Annotated in this window: 24 protein-coding genes; 13 read left to right on the plus strand and 11 right to left on the minus strand. The window is 71.6% G+C overall.

The genetic code is table 11. From position 1 onward, the window contains the following. Nucleotides 1-16 precede the first annotated feature (16 nt). The 3 genes from M8542_RS02675 (at nucleotide 17) to M8542_RS02685 (ending at nucleotide 3,052) form a co-directional block, all read left to right on the plus strand. On the plus strand, nucleotides 17-1,480 hold the full coding sequence (locus M8542_RS02675) for an NAD-dependent succinate-semialdehyde dehydrogenase (RefSeq protein ID WP_257918339.1): 1,464 nt from the start codon (nucleotides 17-19) through the stop codon (nucleotides 1,478-1,480). Further along, nucleotides 1,477-2,535, plus strand: a complete 1,059-nt coding sequence (locus tag M8542_RS02680; protein ID WP_257918340.1) for a tartrate dehydrogenase — start codon at nucleotides 1,477-1,479, stop codon at nucleotides 2,533-2,535. The genes M8542_RS02675 and M8542_RS02680 overlap by 4 nt, the downstream gene beginning before the upstream one ends. A gap of 61 nt (nucleotides 2,536-2,596) precedes the next feature. Beyond that, nucleotides 2,597-3,052, plus strand: coding sequence for a DUF4262 domain-containing protein (locus tag M8542_RS02685; RefSeq protein WP_257918341.1), 456 nt, complete (start codon nucleotides 2,597-2,599; stop codon nucleotides 3,050-3,052). Nucleotides 3,053-3,254: 202 nt separating this feature from the next. Here M8542_RS02685 and M8542_RS02690 read toward each other — a convergent pair whose 3' ends face one another. Genes M8542_RS02690 through M8542_RS02700 form a run of 3 tightly spaced genes read right to left on the minus strand, consistent with a single transcriptional unit; the run spans nucleotide 3,255 to nucleotide 5,522 of the window. Further along, on the minus strand, nucleotides 3,255-3,974 hold the full coding sequence (locus M8542_RS02690; RefSeq protein WP_257918342.1) for a GntR family transcriptional regulator: 720 nt from the start codon (nucleotides 3,972-3,974) through the stop codon (nucleotides 3,255-3,257). A 1-nt stretch (nucleotide 3,975) separates the two neighbouring features. Then, complete coding sequence (locus M8542_RS02695) at nucleotides 3,976-4,722, minus strand: maleate cis-trans isomerase family protein (protein WP_257918343.1); 747 nt, start codon at nucleotides 4,720-4,722, stop codon at nucleotides 3,976-3,978. 59 nt (nucleotides 4,723-4,781) lie between these two features. After that, the gene (locus tag M8542_RS02700; RefSeq protein ID WP_257918344.1) at nucleotides 4,782-5,522 is read right to left on the minus strand and encodes a maleate cis-trans isomerase family protein; all 741 of its coding nucleotides are present in this window, start codon (nucleotides 5,520-5,522) and stop codon (nucleotides 4,782-4,784) included. A 173-nt stretch (nucleotides 5,523-5,695) separates the two neighbouring features. Between M8542_RS02700 and M8542_RS02705 the strand changes: the two genes are divergently transcribed. The 4 genes from M8542_RS02705 to M8542_RS02720 are packed head-to-tail and all read left to right on the plus strand — an operon-like array spanning nucleotide 5,696 to nucleotide 8,790. Further along, the gene (locus M8542_RS02705; protein ID WP_276585891.1) at nucleotides 5,696-6,625 is read left to right on the plus strand and encodes a D-2-hydroxyacid dehydrogenase; all 930 of its coding nucleotides are present in this window, start codon (nucleotides 5,696-5,698) and stop codon (nucleotides 6,623-6,625) included. Then, on the plus strand, nucleotides 6,622-8,004 hold the full coding sequence (locus tag M8542_RS02710) for an amidase (RefSeq protein WP_257918346.1): 1,383 nt from the start codon (nucleotides 6,622-6,624) through the stop codon (nucleotides 8,002-8,004). Before M8542_RS02705 ends, M8542_RS02710 begins: the two co-directional genes overlap by 4 nt. Nucleotides 8,005-8,062: 58 nt before the next feature. Next, nucleotides 8,063-8,320 carry a hypothetical protein gene (locus M8542_RS02715; RefSeq protein ID WP_257918347.1) on the plus strand — a complete coding sequence of 86 codons (258 nt, stop codon included), beginning with the start codon at nucleotides 8,063-8,065 and terminating at the stop codon, nucleotides 8,318-8,320. A gap of 23 nt (nucleotides 8,321-8,343) precedes the next feature. After that, the gene (locus M8542_RS02720) at nucleotides 8,344-8,790 is read left to right on the plus strand and encodes a MaoC family dehydratase (RefSeq protein ID WP_257918348.1); all 447 of its coding nucleotides are present in this window, start codon (nucleotides 8,344-8,346) and stop codon (nucleotides 8,788-8,790) included. Here the strand turns inward: M8542_RS02720 and M8542_RS02725 are convergent. Further along, the gene (locus M8542_RS02725; RefSeq protein WP_257918349.1) at nucleotides 8,768-10,000 is read right to left on the minus strand and encodes an MFS transporter; all 1,233 of its coding nucleotides are present in this window, start codon (nucleotides 9,998-10,000) and stop codon (nucleotides 8,768-8,770) included. The two genes, M8542_RS02720 and M8542_RS02725, sit on opposite strands and share 23 nt — an antisense overlap. 35 nt (nucleotides 10,001-10,035) lie before the next feature. Next, nucleotides 10,036-10,545, minus strand: coding sequence for an ArsR/SmtB family transcription factor (locus tag M8542_RS02730; protein WP_257918350.1), 510 nt, complete (start codon nucleotides 10,543-10,545; stop codon nucleotides 10,036-10,038). 102 nt (nucleotides 10,546-10,647) lie between these two features. Here M8542_RS02730 and M8542_RS02735 point away from each other — a divergent pair, with 102 nt between their 5' ends. Continuing rightward, on the plus strand, nucleotides 10,648-11,592 hold the full coding sequence (locus M8542_RS02735) for an aldo/keto reductase (protein WP_257918351.1): 945 nt from the start codon (nucleotides 10,648-10,650) through the stop codon (nucleotides 11,590-11,592). On the opposite strand, the gene pqqB is transcribed toward M8542_RS02735, so the two are convergent. The 6 genes from pqqB to M8542_RS02765 form a co-directional block, all read right to left on the minus strand. After that, entirely contained in the window at nucleotides 11,589-12,416 is an 828-nt protein-coding gene (gene pqqB, locus M8542_RS02740) for a pyrroloquinoline quinone biosynthesis protein PqqB (RefSeq protein WP_257918352.1), read from the minus strand. The genes M8542_RS02735 and pqqB overlap by 4 nt on opposite strands. Next, nucleotides 12,413-13,477: a pyrroloquinoline quinone biosynthesis protein PqqE gene (gene pqqE, locus M8542_RS02745; protein ID WP_257918353.1), complete on the minus strand. Its 1,065-nt coding sequence runs from the start codon at nucleotides 13,475-13,477 to the stop codon at nucleotides 12,413-12,415. Before pqqE ends, pqqB begins: the two co-directional genes overlap by 4 nt. Further along, on the minus strand, nucleotides 13,468-13,734 hold the full coding sequence (pqqD, locus tag M8542_RS02750) for a pyrroloquinoline quinone biosynthesis peptide chaperone PqqD (protein ID WP_257918354.1): 267 nt from the start codon (nucleotides 13,732-13,734) through the stop codon (nucleotides 13,468-13,470). Before pqqD ends, pqqE begins: the two co-directional genes overlap by 10 nt. After that, the gene (gene pqqC, locus M8542_RS02755; RefSeq protein WP_257918355.1) at nucleotides 13,731-14,414 is read right to left on the minus strand and encodes a pyrroloquinoline-quinone synthase PqqC; all 684 of its coding nucleotides are present in this window, start codon (nucleotides 14,412-14,414) and stop codon (nucleotides 13,731-13,733) included. Before pqqC ends, pqqD begins: the two co-directional genes overlap by 4 nt. A 3-nt stretch (nucleotides 14,415-14,417) precedes the next feature. Beyond that, complete coding sequence (gene pqqA / locus M8542_RS02760) at nucleotides 14,418-14,531, minus strand: pyrroloquinoline quinone precursor peptide PqqA (RefSeq protein WP_372508461.1); 114 nt, start codon at nucleotides 14,529-14,531, stop codon at nucleotides 14,418-14,420. Nucleotides 14,532-14,612: 81 nt separating this feature from the next. Then, the gene (locus M8542_RS02765; RefSeq protein WP_257918356.1) at nucleotides 14,613-15,977 is read right to left on the minus strand and encodes a WS/DGAT/MGAT family O-acyltransferase; all 1,365 of its coding nucleotides are present in this window, start codon (nucleotides 15,975-15,977) and stop codon (nucleotides 14,613-14,615) included. An 80-nt stretch (nucleotides 15,978-16,057) separates the two neighbouring features. Here M8542_RS02765 and M8542_RS02770 point away from each other — a divergent pair, with 80 nt between their 5' ends. The 5 genes from M8542_RS02770 to M8542_RS02790 are packed head-to-tail and all read left to right on the plus strand — an operon-like array spanning nucleotide 16,058 to nucleotide 23,405. Beyond that, nucleotides 16,058-17,236 (plus strand): NAD(P)/FAD-dependent oxidoreductase, encoded by a 1,179-nt coding sequence (locus M8542_RS02770; RefSeq protein ID WP_257918357.1) that lies wholly within the window; start codon nucleotides 16,058-16,060, stop codon nucleotides 17,234-17,236. Between the two features lie 44 nt (nucleotides 17,237-17,280). After that, the gene (locus tag M8542_RS02775; RefSeq protein ID WP_257918358.1) at nucleotides 17,281-18,903 is read left to right on the plus strand and encodes a thiamine pyrophosphate-binding protein; all 1,623 of its coding nucleotides are present in this window, start codon (nucleotides 17,281-17,283) and stop codon (nucleotides 18,901-18,903) included. Continuing rightward, entirely contained in the window at nucleotides 18,900-20,921 is a 2,022-nt protein-coding gene (locus tag M8542_RS02780) for a hydantoinase/oxoprolinase family protein (protein ID WP_257918359.1), read from the plus strand. The genes M8542_RS02775 and M8542_RS02780 overlap by 4 nt, the downstream gene beginning before the upstream one ends. Then, nucleotides 20,918-22,618 (plus strand): hydantoinase B/oxoprolinase family protein, encoded by a 1,701-nt coding sequence (locus tag M8542_RS02785; RefSeq protein ID WP_257918360.1) that lies wholly within the window; start codon nucleotides 20,918-20,920, stop codon nucleotides 22,616-22,618. Before M8542_RS02780 ends, M8542_RS02785 begins: the two co-directional genes overlap by 4 nt. A 1-nt stretch (nucleotide 22,619) precedes the next feature. Beyond that, complete coding sequence (locus M8542_RS02790) at nucleotides 22,620-23,405, plus strand: SDR family NAD(P)-dependent oxidoreductase (protein ID WP_257918361.1); 786 nt, start codon at nucleotides 22,620-22,622, stop codon at nucleotides 23,403-23,405. Nucleotide 23,406: the final 1 nt, after the last annotated feature.

Raw genomic sequence — 23,406 nt, forward strand, 5'->3', positions numbered from 1 at the left:
GTGAGGAGCAGTCGGGATGAGCGCGAGCACCGAGTCCGGCGTCGTCGACGCGGTCGGCAAGGAACTGTTCATCGGCGGCAAGTGGGTCGCCGCCCGGTCCGGGAAGACGTTCCCGGTGGTCGACCCGGCCACCGGCAAGGAGCTGTGCCAGGTCGCCGACGCCTCCCCGGCGGACGGCGTCGCCGCGCTGGACGCCGCCGTCGCCGCGCAGGCGGACTTCGCGAAGATGGCGCCCCGCGAGCGTGGCGAGATCCTGCGCCGGGCCTACGAGCTGCTGATGCAGCGCCAGGAAGAGCTCGGCCTGCTCATGACCCTCGAGATGGGCAAGCCGCTCGCCGAGTCGAAGGGTGAGATCGCCTACGCCGCGGAGTTCTTCCGCTGGTTCGCCGAGGAGGCCGTCCGCATCGACGGCGGCTTCGCGACCGCTCCGAACGGCGTGGGCCGGTTCCTCATCACGAAGCAGCCGGTCGGCCCGACGCTGCTGATCACGCCGTGGAACTTCCCGATGGCGATGGGCACCCGCAAGATCGGGCCGGCGATCGCCGCGGGCTGCACGTCGGTGATCAAGCCGGCCGCGCAGACGCCGCTGTCGATGCTCGCGCTGGCCGGCATCCTGGCCGAGGCGGGACTGCCCGAAGGCGTGCTCAACGTCATCACGACCAGCGACTCCGGCGGCGTGATGGAGCCGCTGATCCGCGACGGCCGCGCCCGCAAGCTCTCCTTCACCGGCTCCACCGGCGTCGGCCGGAAGCTGCTGGAACAGTGCGCCGACAAGATCCTCCGGACGTCGATGGAACTGGGCGGCAACGCGCCCTTCCTGGTCTTCGACGACGCCGACATGGACGCGGCGATCGACGGCGCGATGCAGGCGAAGATGCGCAACATCGGCGAGGCGTGCACCGCGGCCAACCGGTTCTACGTGCAGCGCGGCGTCGTCGAGGAGTTCTCGCGGCGGCTGACCGAGCGCATGCAGGCGCTGCCGATGGGCCGCGGCACCGAGAAGGACGTCGTGGTCGGCCCGCTGATCGACGACAAGGCCGTCGACAAGGTCACCGAACTGGTCAAGGACGCCACCGACCGCGGTGCGCGCGTGCTCACCGGCGGCGCGGGCGTCGACGGGCCGGGCCACTTCTACCAGGCCACCGTGCTCACCGACGTCCCGCAGGAGGCGCGGCTGACGCACGAAGAGATCTTCGGGCCGGTCGCCCCGATCACGCCGTTCGACACCGAGGAAGAGGCGGTCGCGAAGGCCAACGACACCGAGTTCGGCCTCGTTTCCTACGTCTTCACCAGTGATCTCAAGCGCGCGCTGCGGGTCTCCGAAGCCTTGGAGGCGGGGATGATCGGGCTCAACCAGGGCATCGTGTCGAACCCGGCGGCGCCGTTCGGCGGGATCAAGGCGTCCGGCCTCGGCCGCGAAGGCGGCACGGTCGGCATCGAAGAGTTCCTGGAGACCAAGTACATCGCGGTGGCCCTGTGACGGCCTACCGCATCGCGAGCATCCCGGGCGACGGGATCGGCGTGGACGTCACGGTCGAGGCCCACAAGGTCCTCGACCGCGCGGCCGCGCGCTTCGGCTTCTCGCTGGAGTGGACGGAGTTCGACTGGAGCTGCGAGCGCTACGCGCAGCTCGGCTCGATGATGCCGGACGACGGCGTCGAGCAGCTCTCGGCGTTCGACGGGATCCTGCTCGGCGCGGTCGGCTTCCCGGGCGTCCCGGACCACGTTTCGCTGTGGGGCCTGCTGATCCCGCTGCGGCGCGCGTTCCAGCAGTACGTCAACCTGCGCCCGGTGCGGCTGCTGCCGGGCACGACGTCCGTGCTGGCCGGGCGCAAGGCCGAGGAGCTGGAGCTGGTCATCGTCCGGGAGAACTCCGAAGGGGAGTACTCCGCGATCGGCGGGCGGCACAACGCCGGCCGGCCGGACGAGTTCGTGCTGCAGGAGTCGGTTTTCACGCGCGTCGGCGTCGAACGGATCATCCGGTACGCGTTCGAACTGGCGCGGACGCGGTCTTCGCGCGTCTGCTCGGCGACGAAGTCCAACGGGCTCATCCACTCGATGCCGTTCTGGGACGAGATCTTCGCCGAGGTCGCGGCCGGGTACCCGGATGTCCACAGTGAACAGATGCACGTGGATGCGTTGGCCGCGCGGATGGTTCAGGCGCCGGACCGGCTCGACGTCATCGTCGGGTCGAACCTCTTCGGCGACATCCTGAGCGACCTGGCGGCCGCGATCACCGGCGGGCTCGGTATGGCGCCGTCCGGCAACATCAACCCATCGGGTGAACATCCGTCGATGTTCGAGGCGGTCCACGGGAGCGCCCCGGACATCGCCGGGCAGGGGATCGCCAACCCCGTGGCGCAGATCCTGGCGGCCGCGATGCTCGTCGAACACCTCGGCGAAACCGTTGCGGCGCAAGCGATCCGCACCGCGGTGGACCGCGTGCTCGACGACGGCCGCGTGCGCACCCCGGACCTCGGCGGCACGGATAGCACAGAACGGCTCGGGACGGCGGTGGCCGAAACGCTGGGCTGAGTTTTTGTCGGTGCCCTCCGGCACGGTGGCTCACGAACCCACCGAGGGGGAGGAGGCACCGATGTGCCGGCAGTGCGAAAACCCGGACAGACCCGGGTACCTGGCCCGGCTGCGCGAAGGCGTGGCCGAGCGTGGCTGGCTCGTGCAGGGCGTCGACGGCGAGGGGGTGGACCCGCCGTGGGCCTACACGATCGGCCTGAGCGAGTACGGCAAGCCGGAGCTGGTCGTCACGGGCTTACCCGTGCTCGTGGCGGCGAAGCTGCTCAACAACCTGGCTGCGCACTCGTTGCAGGAGTCACCACCCACGCCCGGCGAACGCATCCCGTTGCGGGGCGGCCCGCTGATCGAGGCCGTCCCGCTCGCGGAGCCGTCGGCGCATCTGCTGTTCGCGGCGGCGTTGTACGGCGAGGAAATCTCTGCGCTGCAACTGGTCCACGCGGACGCGCAGGGTCGCTTCCCGTGGTCCGCCGACCACCGTGGCGGCCAGCCGGTGCTGGGGGTGCGCCATGGCGATTAGCTGTGGGTGCACCAGGCCGGCGAACTGCTTCCCGATCCCGGTGCCTGCCGTGCACGCTCGCGTGTCGTCCTTGCGGATACCCGAGCCGTCCGAAGAGGTGCGCGAACGGTTCCGGCGGATCCGGGTGCGGATCGGGCCGTCACGCGTGTCGGAGCTCCGGGAACGCGTGTCGGGCCTCAAGAAACGGCTGCCGGAACTCCGCTCACGCGTTGCCCGGCACTGGCGGAGCGTGACCTCCGGTGAGGCTCGTCCCCGGCGCGAGCCGCTGGACAGCGTCCTCCATGTGGGCCTCGAGGAGGACGAGCGCGGTCTCCTCGTCGCCGTCGCGAAGCGCTTGGATGAGCTTTGTGTGCTCGTCGACGCGCTCCTCGACCCGTTGGTAAGTGCTCTGAAGCGCGGTGAGGCACATCCGGGTCTCGATGAGGAGGGTCCGGGCCATCCGGACGAGCCGCTTGCTGCCGGAAGCGTCGATGAGGGCCTCGTGGAACCTGAGGTCGGCGGTGGAGAGCGCGGTGGGGTCGTCCTCGCTGGCGGCGGTCGCCATCTCGGCGACGGTCCGCTCGAGGACGTCGGCGATCCGGTCCCGGTCCCCGCCACGGAGGGCCCGCAGCATGGCGGCCCGCTCGATGGCCCAGCGGGCGGCGTAGATGTCGTAGACGTCCCCGGGCTCGAGGTCGATGACGAAGAGCCCGCGGTGCCGCTCGCTCCGGAGGAGCCCTTCGGAGACGAGATGCTGCATCGCTTCCCGGAGCGGCCCCCGTGACACCTGGAACCGGGACGCCAGCTCGGTTTCGCCGAGCTGGGTCCCGGGCGGGAGGGCGCCGGTCATGATCGCGTCCCGAAGCTGGCGCGCGATGACCGCGGCCGTCGACTCGCGGCTGACGGGTTCGATCTCGGGCAGCATGCCCGGGGGCATCGCCATCTCAGGCGCTCCCGTCCGGCAGCTGCCGGAACAACGCGCCGAGCGAGCGGACGAGCCGGTGCTGCCCGGTCAGGCGCAGGCCCTCCCAGACGGTCACCTGGTTCGCGGTCAGCACGGGCTTCCGCAGCGCGGCTTCGACGATGTTGATCTCCTGGAGCGTCCGCATCGCGGTGTCCGGCACCAGCACCGCGTCGGCGTCCGGGTGATCGTGGCGCACGGCGAGCTCGACGACGGCTTCCGACGACATCGCGCCCACCTCGGCGGCCGTGATGATGTCGGCGCTGGCCATCGCGACCACCTCGATGCCACCGGCCTTGAGGAAGTCGACGAAGAGCCGGGCGATGTCGTCCGGGTAGCTGGCGGCCACGGCGACCCGCTTGACACCCAAGGCGTGCGCGGCGTGCACGAACGCGAAGGAGGTGCTGGAGGCCGGCACCCCGGCGACGGCGGCGAGGCGGTCGGCTTGCTCGCGGGCGCCCTCCCAGCCGTAGACGAAGCTGCCGCTGGTGCACGCCCAGACCACCGCGTCCGGCTCGTGCTTGCCCAGCAGGGTGGCGCCGTCGGCGAGGCGGGTTTCGCTGCCGAGGTCGAGCAGTTCGGCGACCGCGTGCTTGTCGGTGCCGTAGATGTGCTCGACCGCCAGCCGGATGTCGCCCTCGTCGACGGCCGCGCCGCCGAGTAGCTGCTCGGCCAGCGGGTAGTCGTCTTCGGCCGCGTGGTCGGGGTAGATGAAGCCGATCGTGGTCACGGAACCTCCGGAGAGACGCAAATTGTCGACAATCCTAGAGGGATGGTCAAGGACTACCTTCACGACACGTCACGAAGCCACCTTCCGGGTCCGACGATGGGCAGGTTCATGCGGCGCAGGCACGCCCACATGGTCAGCTGGTTGGCGGTGAGCACCGGCTTGCCGAGCGCGGCTTCCAGGGGCTCGATCAGGTCGTAGGTGGGGAGGTTGGTGCAGCTGACGAAGATCGCTTCGGCCTCACCGTGGTCGGCGGCGAGGATGCGCTCGGCGATGGTCCGGTAGCTGACCTTCCAGATCCCGCCGCCCAGCCCGAGGTGATCGCTGGCGACGGTCCGGACGTTCAGCTCGGCGAGGAAGTCGTGCAGTGCCTGGGTGAGGTCGCCGTCGTAGGGCGTCAGCACCGAGACGCGGTGCAGGTCGAGCTGGTGCAGCACCTCGGCCAGCGCGCCCGAGGTGGTGACGGCGTCCGGCGCGCCGGCGTCGCAGATCGCCTTGGTCAGCGAGCGCTCGTAGTCGACGCCGTTGACGAAGCTGCCCGACGTGCAGAGGTAGGCGACGACCTCGGGTTCGACGTGCAGCACGTCGCGGGTCGCGCTGGCCAGGTGGTGGCTGTCGCTGACCAGGCGCGCCATCTCCATGCTGACCGGCACCGGCTCGTACGGCGTCCGGGCGAGGTGGAGGGACACCTCCATCGGCACCCAGCGCCAGAGCTCGCGCTCCAGGGCGAGGTCGAACGGCGCGATCACCCCGATGCCGCGTTGCGCCAGCGGGCCGTCGAACGCCAGGAAGTCGAAATCCAAGGCTCAGCCTCCGGAATACGTCTGTACTTGATGACACGTCCGGTGCTCCGGGGGTCGTTCCTCGGATTGTTGACAATCATACGAGTGACTTTTACCGTGTCAACGTGGTCGCCGCGGAAATCCAGGAAGCCCCGGTCCTGGCGGTGCTCTGTGGCGAGCACCGCCCACCGGACATGCGTGCTGTCGAATCCGGGGCGGTCGTGCGTTACACGGACGCGGCGGGACTGCCCGAAGCGCTGTCCGGAGCCGACGCGCTCTTCGTCTACGACTTCCTCTCCACGGCCGTGCCGGGCGCCTGGCACGCCGCCGATCGCCTGCGCTGGCTGCACATCGCGAGTGCGGGCGTCGACCCGGTGCTGTTCCCCGGGCTGATCGAGAGCGAAGTGGTCCTGACCAACTCGCGCGGGGTCTTCGACGGCGCCATCGCGGAGTACGTGCTTGGTGTCGTCCTCGCCTTCGCGAAGGACTTCGCGCGGTCGCACGACCTGCAGCGCGAAGGCCGCTGGCTGCACCGCGAAACCGAGCGGGTCGCCGGGCGCGAGGTGGTGGTCGTCGGCACCGGGCCGATCGGGCGGGCCATCGCGCGGCTGTTGCGCGCCGCCGGGCTGCGGGTGAGTGGCGCCGGGCGCCGGGCGCGCACCGGCGACCCGGACTTCGGTGTCGTGCACGAGTCCGCGCGCCTGTCCGAGTTCCTGCCGGACGCCGACTACGTCGTCGCCGTCGCGCCGCTGACCGAGCACACCAAGGGCATGTTCGACGCGCGCGCGTTCGCCGCGATGAAGCCGTCGGCGCGGTTCGTGAACGTGGGCCGGGGTGAGCTGGTCGTGACGTCCGACCTGGTCGCGGCGCTCGAGAACCGGGCCATCGCCGGCGCCGCGCTCGACGTGTTCGACACCGAGCCGCTGCCGTCGGACCACCCGCTGTGGACCATGCCGGACGTGCTGCTCTCGCCGCACATGTCCGGGGACTTCCTCGGCTGGCGGAACACACTGGTCGAGGTGTTCACCGAAAACTTCCGCCGCTGGCAGGCTGGGGAGCCGCTGCGCAATGTCGTCGACAAGTCGCTCGGCTACGTGCCGTCGGGGAACCAGGGAGCCGGATGAACGACAGGATGCTGACCGCCAGCGAGCTCGTCGCCGCCTACGCGACCGGTGAGCTTTCACCGATCGAGGCGACGCAGAACGCGCTGCAGGCCATCGAAGACCGCGACGGCGAGTGCAACGCGTACTGCCTCGTCGACGCCGACCGTGCGCTGGAGCAGGCCAAGGCGTCCGAGGTGCGCTGGCGGGACGGCAACCCGATCGGCTGGCTCGACGGCGTGCCGTCGTCGATCAAGGACATGTTCCTGACGCAGGGGTGGCCGACCGTCCGGGGCTCGAAGAGCATCAGCCCGGACCAGCCGTGGGACGTCGACAGCCCGGTCGCCGCGCGGATGCGCGAAGCCGGCCTGGTGGTGCTGGGCAAGACGACCACGCCCGAGATCGCCTGGAAGGGCGTCACCGACAGCCCGCTGTGCGGCATCACGCGCAACCCCGTCGACCCGTCGAAGACCGCGGGAGGTTCGAGCGGCGGCAGCGCCGCGGCCGTCGCGGCGGGGATGGGGGAGCTGTCCGTCGGGACCGACGGCGGTGGCTCGGTGCGGATCCCGGCGTCGTTCTGCGGGATCGTCGGGCTCAAGCCGACGCACGGCCGGATCCCGCTCTTCCCGGCGAGCCCGTTCGGGCCGCTGTCGCACGCCGGCCCGATGGCGCGGTCGGTGGACGACACCGCGCTGCTGCTGGACGTGCTGTCGATCCCGGACCACCGGGACCCGGCCGCGCTGGCGCCGCCGGTCGGCTCGTTCCGGGAGGCGGTCCGCCGCGACGTGCGCGGGCTGATCGCCGCGTTCTCGCCGACGCTCGGCTACGTCGACGTCGACCCGGAGGTGGCCGAGGTCGTCGCGGCGGCGGTGCGTGCGCTCGGCGACGCCGGACTGCGCATCGAGGAGACCGACCCCGGCTTCGCCGACCCGAAGCCGGCGTTCGACATCCTCTGGTCCTCAGGCGCGGCGAAGCTGCTCGGCTCGTTCCCGCCCGGGTCCGAAGAGCACACCGACCCGGGCCTGCGGAAGGTCTGGGAGCTCGGCCGGAAGTGGTCGGCGAGCGACTACCTCGACGCGACCGCCGAGCGCGCTGCGCTGGGCATCCTGATGGGCGACTTCCACACGCGCTACGACGTGCTGATCACGCCGACCATCCCGATCCCCGCGTTCGAGGCCGGGCACGACGTCCCGCCCGGCAGCGGGCTGAGCGAGTGGCCGGAGTGGACGCCGTTCACCTACCCGTTCAACATGACCCAGCAGCCGGCGATCAGCGTGCCGGCCGGGACGACGTCGACCGGGCTGCCGGTGGGCCTGCAGATCGTCGGGCCGCGGCACTCGGACGACCTCGTGCTGGCGGTGGCGAAGCTGCTGGAGGAAGTCCGGCCCTGGGCGCCCGCCTGACCACACGTGAGGGTGAAACCCCGGCCGCGGCGGGGAAAGCTGTGCCAACCTCGGCCGGGTGAACGCTGAAGGCTGGCGGTACGAGCGCGCCATTCCGACCGTCGACGTGACCGGCGAGCCGACCCGCGTGGTGGTGGGCCTGGTCGAGCGGGGTGACCGGCTCACGGCGGCGCTCCGGGTGGACGACGGCAAAGCGGTCATGGTCCCGTTGGAGATGGGCGGCGAGCTGCTCAAGGCACTGCGCGAGACGCTCGAGAGCTGGTGGCGCCTCGACGGCAGCCGCGACCTGACCCCGGAGCCCCGCGTCGGCCGGTAGCGCGCGGGTGGCACGCTGCGGCCATGACGAAGTACTTCGAGGACTACGTCCCGGACGCGACCCACGACTGCGGGACCGTCGAGGTCACCGAGGCCGACATCCTGGAGTTCGGCCGGCGCTACGACCCGCAGGTCTTCCACACCGACCCGGTCGCGGCGGCGGACGGCCCGTTCGGTGGGCTGATCGCCAGCGGCTGGCACACCGCGAGCCTGATGATGAGGCTCTACGCCGACAACTACCTGTCCACTGTGTCCAGTTTGGGCAGTCCGGGTGTCGACGAGCTGCGCTGGCCGCGGCCCGTGCGGCCGGGTGACGTGCTGCGGTTGCGCGCCACCGTCACCGAGGCGCGGCTATCGCGGTCGAAGCCCGACCGGGGGCTGGTGCGCACGCGCGTCGAGTTCGTCGGCGCCGAGGACGCGGTCGTGTTCAGCGCGAGCCTGCTGAACCTCATCCTGGTGCGCCCGGGCTGACGGGTTCGCGGCGCACCAGGCGCCGCACCTGCGGGTGGCTCGCGACGAGCACGGTCGCGCCGATGACCAGGGCCGCGCCGCCGAGCAGCGTCGCCTCGCGGCCGGCGTGCTCGGCCAGCGGGCCCGCGGCGATCTGGCCGAGCGGCATCGCGACGAACGAGCCGAGCATGTCGTAGGAGTAGACGCGGGCGAGCTTCTCCGGCGGGATGTGCTCCTGCAGCGAGACGTCCCACGCGACCGCGAACTGCTCGATCGCGATACCGGTGAGGAACATCGCGAACAGCAGCGGCAGCAGGTAGGGCGTTTCGCCGAGGACCAGCATCGGCAGCGCGTCGACCGTCACGAGCGCGACGCCGATCAGCAGCATCCGCCGGGGTTGCCAGTGTGCGGCGATGACGCCGCCGAGCAGGGAGCCGGCTGTCTGCCCGGCGAGGGCGAGGCCCCAGCCGGTGCGGCCGAAGGTGTCGTCGGCGACGAGCGGGCCGAGCACCCTCAGCGCGCCGGCGGTCACAGCGTTCACGACCATGAACTGCAGCACCACGAGCCACACCCAAGGCCGGGAGCTGAACTCCCGCCAGCCTTCGGCGAGCTCGCCGAGCGGGCGGCGGCCCGGGATCCGCTCGCCGCGCGGCAGGCGGATGCGGTGGTAGGACACGGCGGCGGCGAGGAAGAGTACGGCGTTGCCGGCGAGTGCCCAGCCCGACCCGGCGAAGGCGACGAGGACGCCGGCAAGCCCGGCGCCGGCGATGCGGCCGGTGTTGGACAGCAGCCGGACCAGCGCGTTCGCCGGCGTGAGCAGCCGCGCGGGCACGGTCAACGGTGTGAGCGACGCGGCCGCGGGCAGCGAGATCGCCGAGACGGCGCCGTTGACCAGGCTGAGCCCGACCAGCAGCGGAACGGAAGCGAAGCCACCGAGGACACTGACGGCGATCGCGGCCTGCGTGAGGGCGGCTGCGGTTTCGGTGCCCTGCAGGATGACCGAGCGGGGCAGCCGGTCGGCCAGCATCCCGCCGAAGAGCACGAGCAGCACGTTGGCGATCGACCGCGCCCCGACGACGATCCCGAGGTCCACGGCGGAACCGGTGAGGTCGAGGACGGCGAAGGCCAGCGCGAAGGGCGCGACGGCGTTGGCGAAGTCGGCGAAGGTGCGCCCGGTGACCAGGGCGCGGAAGCGGGGTTCTCGCAGCGGCACGAGCAGTGGGGTGGCCATGGGCGGCTCCGGGTTCGGGGGGACGGGAAGAGTGCTCAGGGGGATTCGGCCAGCTCGAACAGCGCCATGCTCGCGCTGACCCGCACCGTCCCCGGTGTTCGCGGTGCCCGCGCCGCGTCGTGCAGCTCCTGGCTCAGTGCCGATGCCTGCTTCAGCAGCCGGGCCCACACCTCCGGGTCCACCCAGAGCTCGGCGTCCGTCAGCGAGGCCGGCCGGTCCGGTGCGCGCTGCGACGCCCGGCGCAGCAGCTCGCCCGCGATGGCCTTCGTCAGCAGCTGCTTCTCGACCGGGTCGCGGCTCGTCACGCGGCGGCCCGAGTCCGGGTCGTGGCGGTAGCGCTTTGCGCGGCCACCGCGGATGTGGACTTCCTCCGCCACCTCCACCAGGCCCGCTTCGTGCAGGCGCCGCAGGTGGTAGCTGATGTTCGCCTGCGTTTCGCCCAGCTCGCGCGCGGCCTCGGCCGCGCTCATCGCCGTGCCCGTCAACAGCGACAGCATTCGCATGCGGAGCGGGTGCGCCAGAACGCGCAGGTGATCGTGGGGCATGCGGCCAGTCTGCCACGACCGTCAAAGAGTTATTTGGGGGTCTCGTTGGACGGGAAGATCGCCCCGGTCGTCCGATGTCTGTGCTGTGCTGGACGTATGCGTATGACGATCTTGGGCCGCAGCGGCCTGGAAGTGTCGAAGATCGCCTTCGGCACCTGGCAGCTCGGCGGCGACTGGGGCGCGTTCGACGAGGACACCGCGATCGCGGCCGTCCACCACGCGCGCGACCTCGGCGTGAACTTCTTCGACACCGCCCAGGCCTACGGCCGCGGCCGGGCCGAGGTGCTGCTGGGGCGCGCTCTCAAGAACCAGGGCGACGTCGTTCTCGCCACCAAGGGCGGCATCAACCCGCGCGCGCAGCGGCCCCGCGACTCGCGCCGCGCCTGGCTCACCCAGGGGCTCGACCAGAGCCTGCGCAACCTCGACGTCGACCACATCGACCTCTACCAGGTGCACTGGCCCGACCCGGACACCCCGGCCGCGGACGTCGCCGGGCTGCTGCGGGAGTTCGTCGACGCCGGCAAGATCCGGCACGTCGGCGTCTCGAACTACAACGCGGAACAGCTCGCGGACTTCGGCGCGGCGGAGACCCTGCAGCCGCCCTACCACCTGTTCCGCCGCGGGATCGAGACCGATCCACTGCCGTATGCAAAGAACCACGACATCGGCGTTTTTGTATACAGTCCGCTCGGCAGTGGCCTGCTCACGGGCGCGCTCACCCCGGACACGACGTTCGAGACCACCGACTGGCGCTCCAAGTCGAGCGCCTTCCAGGGCGACAACCTGCGCCGCAACCTCAAGATCGTCGACGAGCTCAAAGCGTTCGCCGCCCAGCGCGGGCTCGCGGTCGGCCAGCTCGCGATCGCCTGGACGCTCGCCCGGCCCGGAGTGCACGCCGCGATCGTCGGCGCGCGGCAGCCGAGGCACATCGAGGCGAGTCTCGCGGCCGCGGACGTCGAGCTGACATCCGATGACCTGGCCGAAATCGACCGGATCACCGCCGACGCCGTCCAGGTCGCCGGCGCCGCGCCGGAAGGGATCGCCTAGAACTCGAACGTGGTGCCGTCCACCGGGAGCAGCCCGCCGGCGGAAAGCACGGCCGCGTGCTCGGGCGACGCCGGGTCGAGCACCGGGTTCGTGTTGTTCAGGTGCGTGAACGCCCAGCGGCCGGGCCGGCCGGCGAGCCGGGACAGGCTCGCGGTGATCGGCAGGTGCCCCATCGCGAGCTGGTCCGGGCCGCCGACGCCCGCCATCTCGTCCGGCGCGTAGAACGTTCCGTCCAGCAACACGAGCGAAGCACCCGCGACGAAGTCGTCGAACCCGGCCGGCCAGCTCGCGAGGCACGGCGCGTACACCAGCGAACCGCCGGTCGAGAGATCCGTGATCCGGTAGGCGACCACCCACGGACCGGGCCCGGTGGCCGAAACGTACTTCGGCCGCTTGTCGCTCACCGGCAGCGAAGAGACCGCCAGCCCGGGAAAGTCCGTGAGAGCCGTCCAGCCGCCGTAGCCGTCGACGATCGCGCGGAAGGGCGACAACGCGTCGGACACCGCGTCCGGCGCGAACACCGGCAGCCTGCCGGCCTCGCGGAGCATCAGCAGGCCCATCGAGTGGTCGAGCTCGGCGTCGGTGAGCAGCACCCCGCGCACCGGGATCTCGCGCGGCCCCGGCCCCGCGCGCAACGCCGGCGTCGAGAGGATCTGCGCCCGGATGTCCGGTGAGCAGTTGAGCAGGTACCAGCCGGCGCCGTCCGCGCTGACCGCGACGCAGTCCTGCGTGCGCGGCGGGAGCCCGGCCGTGCACAGGCGGCACGCACAGTTCCACTGTGGACACCCGCCGCCCGCCGCGGTGCCGAGCAGGATCACCTTCACCGGCGCATCACCAGCTCGGACTCGGGCGGCCGCGCCAGAACCAGGTCGACGACCGACCGCTGCGGCGACCGGGAGCACACCGGGTCGGTCGCCGCGGCGTCGCCGGTGAGCAGGAACGCCTGGCAGCGGCAGCCACCGAAGTCGACGCCGCGGCGGTCGCACGTCCGGCACGGCTCGGCCATCCAGTCCTCGCCGCGGTAGGCGTTGAACGACGACGAGGAGTACCAGATCTCGGCGAGCGGGGTGTCGCGGACGTTGGACAGCGAGAGCGTCGAAATCGCCGACGCCGCCGGGCACGGCAGCACGGTCCCGTCCGGCGCCACGGTCAGCTGCCGCGCGCCCCACCCGTACATGCACGGCTTCGGGTACGGCTCGTGGTAGTCGGCGACGACGTAGACGATCTCCATCGTGCCCCGCAACCGCGAGACGGCCGCGCGCACCACCGGCTCGGCGGCGGCGAGCTGGGCGGGCGTCGGCATCAGCGCCTCGCGGTTGCGCAACGCCCAGCCGTAGTACTGGGTGTTCGCCAGCTCCAGGCGGTCCGCGCCCATCCGCTCGGCCAGCTCGATGATCGCGGCGAGCTGGTCGTGGTTGCGCCGGTGCAGCACGACGTTCAGCGACAGCGGCAGCCCCGATTCCTTGACCAGCGCGGCCGCGGCCAGCTTCCGGTCGAACGCCTTCGCGCCGGCCAGCAGGTCGGCACGCTCCCGCGTCGCGCCCTGCGCCGACAGCTGGACGTGCGCGAGACCGCGGGAAACCAGGTCGTCGAGCCGTGCTTCGGTCAGCCCGAGCCCGGAGGTGACGAGGTTGACGTAGCAACCGAGCGAGCTCGCGTGCTCGACCAACGAAGGCAGGTCCGGCCGCGCCAACGGCTCGCCACCGGACATGTGCACCTGCAGCACACCCAGCTCACGCGCTTGCGACAACACGGAGATCCAGTCCGAAGTGGACAACTCCGCGGCCCGCGAGACGAGCTCGAGCGGGTTCGAGCAATAAGGACAGTGCAGCGGGCACCGGTGGGTCAGCTCGGCCAGCAGCCCGAGCGGCGGGGTCACGTCCACGCGACCACCTGCCGCTCGCCCAGCCGGGCCAGCACGTCGAGGACGTCCTGCTCGCGGACGCCGGTGAAGCGCTTTCCCAGGATCTCGGTGATGTCGGTGACGGTCCGCGCGCCGTCGCAGAGCTCGAGCACCGCGGCCGCCGTCGTGTTCGGCACCAGGACTCCCTCGGGGAACAGCAGCACGTGCGTTTCCCGGACGTGGTCGAAGCTCAGCCGGACGCCGCGCCGCAGCCGGGGCACCGAGCCGACGGCGATCATCCGCGCTCGATCGCGTCGAGCATCGACCACAGCACGTCGCACTTGAACGACAGCGCGGCGATCGCGCGGTCCTGCTGTTCGCGCGTGACGCAGTGGCGGACGACGATGTCCAAGGTGTCCTTGCCTTCGCCGGAAACCTTGTCGATCCGGTTGGTGAAGTAGGCGAGGTCTTCGCGGGCGATCCACGAGTAGTGGGCGAGCATGTCCGCGACGCGCTGCTGCATCAGGTGCCCGGCGAACATCTCGGTGAGCCCGGACGCGACCGCCTCCCACCACGGTTTCGTGCGCGCGAAGCTCACATACGCGTCGACGGCGAACCGGACGCCGGGTGCGACGTGCCGCTCGGCCAGGACCTCGTCCCGCGCCAGGCCGACGGCTTCGCAGAGCCGCAGCCACCGCTCGATCCCGCCGGTGCCGGCGTGCGCGCCGTCGTGGTAGACGATCCGGTCCAGCCACTGGCGGCGGATCTCCGGCAGCGGGCAGTTGCTGATGATCGCGGCGTCCTTCTGCGGCAGCCGGCTCTGGTAGTACCAGCGGTTGGCCGCCCAGACCCGCAGCTCGTGCTCGTCGAGCTCGCCCGCGTGCAGCCGGCGGTGGAACGGGTGCGTGCCCCAGTACCGGTCCGAAAGACCGCGCAGGGCCCCGATGAATGCGCTTTCCGCGAGCGGCTCGACGGGCATCGGTCAGTCCGCCAGGCGAGCCGCGTAGGCGGTCACCTCCATGGGAGTTTCGTATTCGACGAAGTCGGGAGTCGTCCACACCTCGGTCATGTCGTGCTCCTTTCCGTGAACCGCCACGGTAGGAGCGAGGTGATCGGGCTGGCCAGTCCAATTCGGAAAGTTTCCTTCCGATGGCGCAGTGCGGTGCCGGTCAGCGGGCTACTTGACGGCGGCTTCCAGCTCCACCAGCGCGGTGTCGAGGTGGGTCAGGATCCGCTGCAGGTGCGGCACGCTGCGGCGGCAGCCGGTGACGCCGAAGTCGAGGTTGTCGCCGTTGCTGGTCAGCGTGATGTTCACGGCCTGGCCGTCGAGCAGCACCGACGCCGGGTAGATGCCGTCGAGCTGCGCGCCGTTCCAGTACATCTGCTTGCGCGGCCCGGGCACGTTGGAGATCACCAGGTTGAACGGCGGCCGCGTGTTGTTGACGACGCCCGGGATCGGCGAGATGCCGAGCTGCGCCACGTTGATCCCGGACAGCAGCAGCGTCTGCAACGGCGTCAGCTCCGAGAACAGCCGCTTGCCGTTGCGCATCGACTGGTGGATCGTGACGAGCCGCTTGCCCGCGTCCGGCAGGTCGGTGGCCAGGTTGCACAGCAGCGCGCCGATGTTGTTGCCCGCCGCCTCACCCGGGTCGTTCTGCCGGCGCAGCGACACCGGCACCATCGCGATCAGCGGCGCGTCCGGCAGCGCGCGCTGCTCGATGAGGTAGTCCCGCAGCGCGCCCGAGCACATCGCGAGCACGACGTCGTTGCGCGACACCCCGCCGGCCGTCGCCACCTTGCGGACGCGGTCGAGCGACCACGACTGCGCCGCGAACCGCCGCGCGCCGCCGATCGGCACGTTCAACATCGTCCGCGGCGCCTGCCCCGGCAGGGTCACGGTGTGCTCGCTGAACGCCTCCCGCGCGACCTTCATCGCGGCCGGCGCCAGCCCGGCGAGCTGGTTGACGGTCTTGCCGGCGGTCTCCAGGAACGAGCGGGGGCTCTTGACGCGGCCTCCGCCGGGCTTGCGGCGGGTGCCCCACCACGGCGGGCAGTCCAGGTCGCCCGGGTCGTCCGACAGCGTGCCCTGCAGCTGCCGCAACGCCGAGACGCCGTCCATCAGCGCGTGGTGGACCTTGGTGTAGACCGCGAACCGGCCGTCGGCGAGCCCCTCGATGAGGTGCGTCTCCCAGAGCGGGCGGTGCCGGTCGAGCAGCGTGCTGTGCCAGCGCGAGGTCAGTTCGAGCAGCTCGCGGATGCGGCCCGGCTGCGGCAGCGCGGAGTGCCGGAAGTGGTAGTCGAGCTCGAGGTCGGTTTCGGCTCGCCAGGCCACGTGCCCCATCGTGTTGACCGGGCGGGCCGGGCGGCGCCGGAACACCGAGCGCATGTTGTCCGACTCGAGCAGCGAACGACGGACGTCGCGCAGGTAGTCGTCGCCGGCGCCGTCGGGTTTCTTGAACAGCTGCAGGCCGCCCACGTGCATCGGATGCTCGCGCGTTTCGACCAGGAGGAACATCGAGTCGGTCACGGGCATCATCGCCATGGGACATCACCTTCCGCACTCGGCACGCCGACTGTACGCGCTCGACGGCCGTGGGTGGATCACGTTCTACATTGGCGAGTATGACCGTCCGCGGGCCCGGGGAAACGTCCTTGCCACCGATGGCCGAGTGCGTCGTGATCGGCGGCGGTGTGATCGGCGTGAGCTGCGCGTTCCGCTTGGCGGAAGCCGGGGTCGACGTCCTGCTGCTGGAGCGCGGCGGGCTCGGCGAAGGCTCGACGGCGAAGGCCGCGGGCGGCATCCGGTCGTCGTTCACCAGCCGTGTGAACGTCGAGCTCGGCCTGCGCGGGCTCGCCGCGTACAGCGCTTTCTCGCGCGACTTCGGCGTCGAGATCGACTTCCGCCGCGACGGCTACCTCTACCTGCTCACCGACCCGGCGGACGTGACCGCAATCGGACATTCCGCGGAGCTGCAGCGCGAGTACGGCGTCCGCAGCCACCTGCTCGATCCCGCGGAGGCGGCCGGCGTCCTCCCGCTGCTCCGAACGGACGGGATCGTGGCCGCTCTCTGGTCGCCGGACGACGCGAAGGCGACGCCGGACGCGGTCGTCCAGGGGTATGCGAAGGCGGCCCGCGCGTGCGGCGCGAAGCTGCGTACCGGCGTCGAGGTCACCGGCATCGAGCGCGACGGGGACACGTTAGCGGGCGTTAACACGACGGCGGGGTTCGTCCGGACCGGCGCGGTCGTGTGCGCGGCGGGCGCGTGGTCGGGGAAGGTCGGCGAGCTGGCCGGGCTCGACCTGCCGGTCCGGCCCTTCCGGCGGCAGGTCGTGTTCACCGGGCCGGTGGCCGGGCTGCCCGAGCGGGTCCCGCTCACCATCGAGCTGCCGTCGGCGTTCTACTGCCACCGCGAAGGTCCGGGCCTGGCGATGTCCTTCAGCGAGGACGACGGCTTCCCGGGCTTCGACACGCGCTACGAAGCCGGCGACTGGCTGCCGCGGCTGGCCGAGCTGGCCGGCCGGCGGATCCCCGCGGTGCTCGACGCCGGCATCCGCGCGACGTGGGCCGGGCTGTACGAAACGACGCCGGACCGCAACCAGATCATCGGGGAAAGCGTCCTGGTGTCGCGGTTCTTCTACGCGACCGGCTTCTCGGGACACGGCTTCCAGATGGGCCCGGCCGCCGGCGAGCTGGTCCGGGACCTCTACCTGGGCCGTCCGACCGCCGTGGACATCGCGGCGCTGGACGTCCGGCGGTTCGAAACCGTCGATACCGCACCGGTGGAGCGGCACATCGTCTAGGGGTTGATTGCCAGATCGTTGAACGATCTGGCAGTATCCGCGCCGTGGCTGTGAGTGGTGCTCGGGAGCTGGTGGACGCGCTGGAAGCGCTCGGGACGGAGATCGTCTTCGGGCTCCCGGGAGTGCACAACCTGCCGTTGTGGGAGGCGCTCGCCCAGACGGACATCAAGGTGGTCGGGGTCCGGCACGAGCAGACCGCGGGCTACGCCGCCGACGGCTACGCGCGCGCCACCGGGAAGCTCGGCGTCGCACTCGTCACCACCGGTCCCGGCGCGGCGAACACCCTCGGCGCGGTCGGCGAGGCGATGGCCTCCGCGGCGCCCGTGCTGATCATCGCCACCGACATCCCGTCGAAGATGCGGCGCCCGGGTGTCGTCCGCGGTGTGCTGCACGAGACGTCCGACCAGCAGGCGATGTTCGCGCCGGTGACCAAAGGGGTCTTCACCGTGCGGGCCGCCGACCAGATCGGCACCACCGTGCACCGCGCCGCGCGGCTCGCGCTGGAGCCGCAGAGCGGCCCGGTCTACTTCGGCGTTCCCACCGACTACCTGCGCGAGACCGTGCCGCACCGGCGGCCGCCCGCGCCGCACCGCAAGCCCGACGGCGACGTCCCCGACCTCGCGCGCGCCGAAGCGCTGCTGTCCGACGCGAAGCACCCGCTGATCTGGGCGGGCGGCGGCGCGCTGCGCTCGGGCGCGGGCGAGGCGATCGGCGTGCTCGCGGACAAGCTGGCCGCGCCGGTGCTCACCACGTTCGCCGCCCGCGGCCTGCTGCCGCTCGATCACCCCTGCCTGGCGCCGAACCCGGTGCACACTCCCGAAGTCGGCCAGCTGTGGGACGAAGCCGACGTCGTCCTCGCGGTCGGCACGGACTTCGACGGGCTGATGACGCAGAACTGGGCCATGCCGAAGCCGCCGACGCTGATCGCGGTCAACGTCGACGCCGACGACGCGGCGAAGAACTACCCGCCCGACCTGACGCTGGTCGGCGACGCGCGCGCGATCGTCGAACGGCTGCTGCCCAAGGAACGGCCGGGCCTGCACGACACGGCGACCCGCCTGGCCGCGATCGGCCGCAAGGTGCGCCAGCGCATCCGCGAGGAGGAGCCGCAGGCGCTCGACTTCCTGTCCACTTTGGACGAGGTGCTGCCGCGCGACGCCGTGGTGGTGTCCGACATGTGCGTCGCCGGGTACTGGGTCGGCGGCTTCCACCGGGTGCGCGCGCCGCGCAAGCTCGCCTACCCGATGGGCTGGGGCACCCTCGGCTACGGCTTCCCGGCGTCGCTCGGCGCCGCCGCGGCCGGCGCCGGCCGGGCCATCTGCATCACCGGCGACGGCGGGTTCCTCTACGCCGCCGGTGATCTGGCGACGCTCGCGCAGGAGCAGCTGCCGGTCACGGTCGTCCTCGTCGACGACGGCGGCTACGGGATGCTGCGCTACGACCAGGACCGCGAGGGCCTGCCGCACCGCGGCGTCGACTGGGACAGCCCGGACTTCGTCGGGCTGGCCCGGTCCTTCGGCGTGCACGCGGACCGTGTGTCCGGGTTCGGGCGCGCGTTCCGGCGGCTGCTCGGCGAGTTCGTCGAGTCGGACGAGCCGAACGTCCTGGTCGTGAAGGCCAAGCTGAAGCCGCCGCTGAACACTTCGCCGCGGTGGTACCGCAAGTGAGGATCGGGGTCGACATCGGTGGCACGTTCACCGACCTCTGCGCGGTGGACGCCACCGGGATCGCCGCCGTCGGCAAGGTGCTGACCACGCACGACGAGCCGGCCCGCGCGGTCGAGGAGGGCCTGGCCGCGCTGCTCACGGACCCGGCTGTCGTCGAGCAGGTGGTGCACGGGACGACGCTGGTGACGAACGCGCTGATCGAGCGCAAGGGTGCGCGGACCGCGTTGCTCGCGACCGCCGGCTTCCGCGACGTCCTGGAGATGCGCCGCGAACACCGGTACGAGCTCTACGACCTGCACATCGAGCTGCCCGCACCACTGGTTCCGCGGCACCTGCGCTTCGACGTTCCCGAGCGCGTCCTCGCCGACGGGTCGGTCGGCACCGCACTCGACGAGCCGTACGTCTCGAGGCTGGGCCGTGAGCTCGCCGAACGCGGGATCGAGGCGGTCGCCGTCTGCTTCCTGCACTCGTTCACCAACCCCGCGCACGAGCGGCGCGTGGCCGAGATCCTGGCCGAAGTGGCGCCCGGACTGCGGGTCGCGTTGTCGTCCGACGTCGTCCCGGAGATCCGCGAGTTCGAGCGGATGTCGACGACCGTATCCAATGTATACGTCCAGGGCCTGACCGAGCGTTACCTGCACGATCTCGAACAGCGGCTGCGTCGGCTGGGCATCCCGGGGGCGCCGCACATCATGCTGTCCAACGGCGGTCTGGCCACGGTGGACACCGCGGCCCGGCACCCGATCCGCATCCTCGAGTCCGGTCCGGCCGGCGGTGCGTTGGCGGCGGCCGCGATCGGACCGCCCGACCTGCTGGCCTTCGACATGGGCGGCACCACGGCGAAGCTGTGCCTGATCGCCGGCGGCGCGCCGCTGGTGACGCACCAGTTCGAGGTGGACCGCAAGTACCGGCTGCTCCCCGGGTCCGGGCTGCCGGTGCAGGTGCCGGTCATCGACCTGATCGAGATCGGCGTCGGCGGCGGGTCGATCGCCCGGATCGACGCGCTCGGGCTGCTCACCGTCGGCCCCGACTCGGCAGGCTCGGAGCCCGGCCCGGCCTGTTACGGCCGCGGCGGCGCCGAGCCGACCGTGACCGACGCCGACCTCGTGCTCGGTTACCTCGACCCCGGCTACTTCCTCGGCGGCGGCATGGAACTCGACGCGGCGGCCGCCCGCGACGCCATCCGCGACCGGATCGCCGGGCCGCTCGGGGTGAGCGTCGAAGAGGCCGCGTGGGGCATCCACACGAGCGTCAACGAGGACATGGCCAACGCCGCCCGGGTGCACGCCGTCGAGCGCGGGCAGGATCCGGCGAAGCTGCCGATGTACACCTTCGGCGGCGCGGGCCCGGTGCACGGCGTCGGGGTCGCGCGGGCGCTCGGCGCGCCGTCGGTCGTCGCGCCGCCCGCGGCCGGAGTGCTCAGCGCGGCCGGGTTCCTGACCGCGCCGCTCGCGTTCGACTTCGTCCGCTCGGCCCGCGCGGCCGTGCACGATCTGGCGTGGGAGCAGGTCGACGCGCTCTTCGCCGAGATGGAAGCCGAGGGCGCCGCGCTGCTCGCGAAGTCCGGAGTGGACGACGTGACGCACCGGCGGATCGCCGAGATGCGGTACGCGGGGCAGGGTTACGAGATCCGCGTGCCGGTGCGCGGCGGCCGCTGGCCCGAGACCCTGATCGACGAGTTCACCGCCACCTACCGCGCGCTCTACCAGCGCACCGGACCCGAGGTCGGGGTCGAGGTGCTGAACTGGCGGGTCGTCTCGAGCGGGCCCGCGCCGGCCGTCACGCTGCGGCTGACCACGCAGGCCGCCGGTGGTGACGCACGCAAGGGCACCCGCCCGGCCTACTTCCCCTCGGCAGGGGGATTTGTCGACACGGCCGTGTTCGACCGGTACCTCCTGACGCCGGGTGCGCGCGTAGCGGGACCGGCCATCGTGGAGGAACGCGAGTCCACTGTGGTCGTTCCGCCGGGCGCGCGCTGCGTCGTCCGGGAAGACGCAGCGCTCGAGGTGACGGTGTGAGCACCGATCCCATCGTCGTCGGGTTGTTCGGCAACCGGCTGCACTCGATCCTCGCCGAGCAGCAGAACGCGCTGGTCAACACGGCCTTTTCGGCCGTCGTGCGGGAGTCGCTCGACCTCGCGTGCGCGGTGTTCGACTCGCGTGGCGAGATGATCGGCCAGTCCGTCGGCGGCACGCCCGGCCACATCAACGCGATGGCCACCGGCATGCACCACTTCGTCGCCGCTTACCCACCGGAGACCCTGGCACCCGGCGATGTGCTGCTCACCAACGACCCGTGGCAGACCGCCGGGCAGATCAACGACATCACGGTGGCGACCCCGGTGTTCCTGCGCGGCAGGCTCGTCGCGTGGTTCGCCTCGTGCTGCCACGCGCCGGACATCGGCGGCCGGCTGGTGTCCGCCGAGGCGCACGAGGTCTTCGAAGAGGGCCTGCGCCTGCCGATCATGAAGTTCCTGAACGCGGGCGTCGTCAACGCTGACCTGGAACGGCTCGTCCGGGCCAACGTCCGGACGCCGGAGGAGACCATCGGCGACCTGTACGCGCAGGTCACCGGCAACGAGGTCGGCGCGGCCAGCCTGCTGGAGCTGCTGGACGAGTTCGGTCTCGACTCGCTCGACGCCATCGCCGCCGAGATCATGAACCGCTCCGAGAAGGCGCTGCGCGACGCGCTGCGGGAGCTGCCGGACGGCGTCTACACCAACGAGATCGTCACCGACGGCTTCGACGACGAAGAGGTCGTCCTGCGCGTGACGGCCACGGTGACCGGGGACGAGATCCACCTCGACTTCGCGGGCTCGTCGCCGCAGAGCCGGCGCGGGATCAACGTCGTGCTGAACTACACGCGGGCGTACGCGTCGTTCGCGGTCAAGGCCGCGATCTCGCCGGAGGTGCCGCACAACGCGGGATCGTTCCGGCCGGTGCGCGTCAGCGCGCCCGAAGGTTCCGTGCTGAACTGCCTGCCGCCCGCGCCGGTCGCGTCGCGGCACCTGATCGGGCACTTCCTGCCGTCGCTGCTGATCGGCGCGCTGCCGGGGGCCGCGATCGCGCCGAGCGCGGACGCGCTGTGGATGACCATCTGGCGCGGTCCGGGGTTCATGCTCAACGTCTTCCAGACCGGCGGCATGGGCGCGCGGGCGGACAAGGACGGCCTGAACACCACGGGGTTCCCGAGCGGCCTGCGCTCGACACCGACCGAGGTCATCGAGACGATGGCGCCGCTGATCCAGTGCTCGCGAGAGCTGCGCGCCGACTCCGGCGGCGCCGGCCGGTGGCGCGGCGGCCTCGGCCAGGTGACGACCATGGCGTTGCGCGACGGGGAGTCCTGGAGCGTCAACGGGAACGTCGACCGCGTGCGGGCCGCGGCGTCCGGCGTCGCCGGTGGCGGCCCGGGCTCGGCGGGGCGGTTCGGCCTGCGCGAAGGGGACGACCTGCCCGCCAAGAGCCGGGTGACGCTCGCGCGGAACGCCGTCGTGGACGTGACGCTGCCCGGTGGCGGCGGGTACGGGACGCCGTCCGAACGTCCGGTGGCGGCGGTGCTCGCCGACGTCGTCGACGGTTACGTCTCGGTCGACACGGCATCCAATGTATACAAAGTCGCCGTGCGGTACCTCGGCGCACCGGACGCGCTGGTCCGGCTGCCCGAGGACTACGCGGTGGACGAAGCGCAGACAGCACGACTGAGAGCGGGGAAGTGACATGAGTCGGTTGGCCGGCAAGGTGGCGGTCGTCTTCGGCGGCGCGCGGGGCATCGGCCTCGCCACGGTGAAGGAGTTCCTCGCCGAGGGCGCGACGGTGTTCGCCTCCGACATCCGCGAGCCCGCCGAAGCGATCGAGGGCTACCGGCACGCCATCGTCGACGCCACGGACGAGGATGCCGTGGCGGCGTTCGTCGACGGTGTCATCGCCGAAGCCGGCCGGATCGACGTGCTGTTCAACAACGTCGGAATCCACCTCGGCAAGCCGCTGGCCGACACCACGCTGGCCGAGTTCGACAACATCTTCGCGCTCAACGTGCGTGCCGCGTTCCTCGGCACGCGTGCCGTGCTGCCGCACATGATCGAGCGCAAGGCCGGCAGCATCGTCACGACGTCGTCCAACGGCGGTGTGATGGGCCGCCCCGGCGACCCGGTGTACAACGCCACCAAGCACGCGCTGGTCGGGCTGACGAAGTCGATCGCGGTCGCGCACGCGCACCAGGGCATCCGCGCGAACACGGTGAACCCGGGCGCGATCGACACCGACATGCTGCGCAGCACCCTGAACTCGCCGGAGGAGTTCGAGACCAAGCAGCACCAGCTGGTCGCGAGCACGCCCGCCGCGCGCGTCGGCGAGGCGTGGGAGGTCGCGAAGGCCGTGGTGTTCCTGGCGAGCGACGAGTCCCGGTTCATCAACGGCGTCGTGCTGCCGATCGACGGGGCGAAGGCCGCGGGCGCGATGCCGGGCAACCGCTACAGCCTCGACTTCGAACTCGGCGTCAGGTAGC

The organism is Amycolatopsis iheyensis (assembly GCF_024703995.1).
Lineage (GTDB): Bacteria > Actinomycetota > Actinomycetes > Mycobacteriales > Pseudonocardiaceae > Amycolatopsis > Amycolatopsis iheyensis.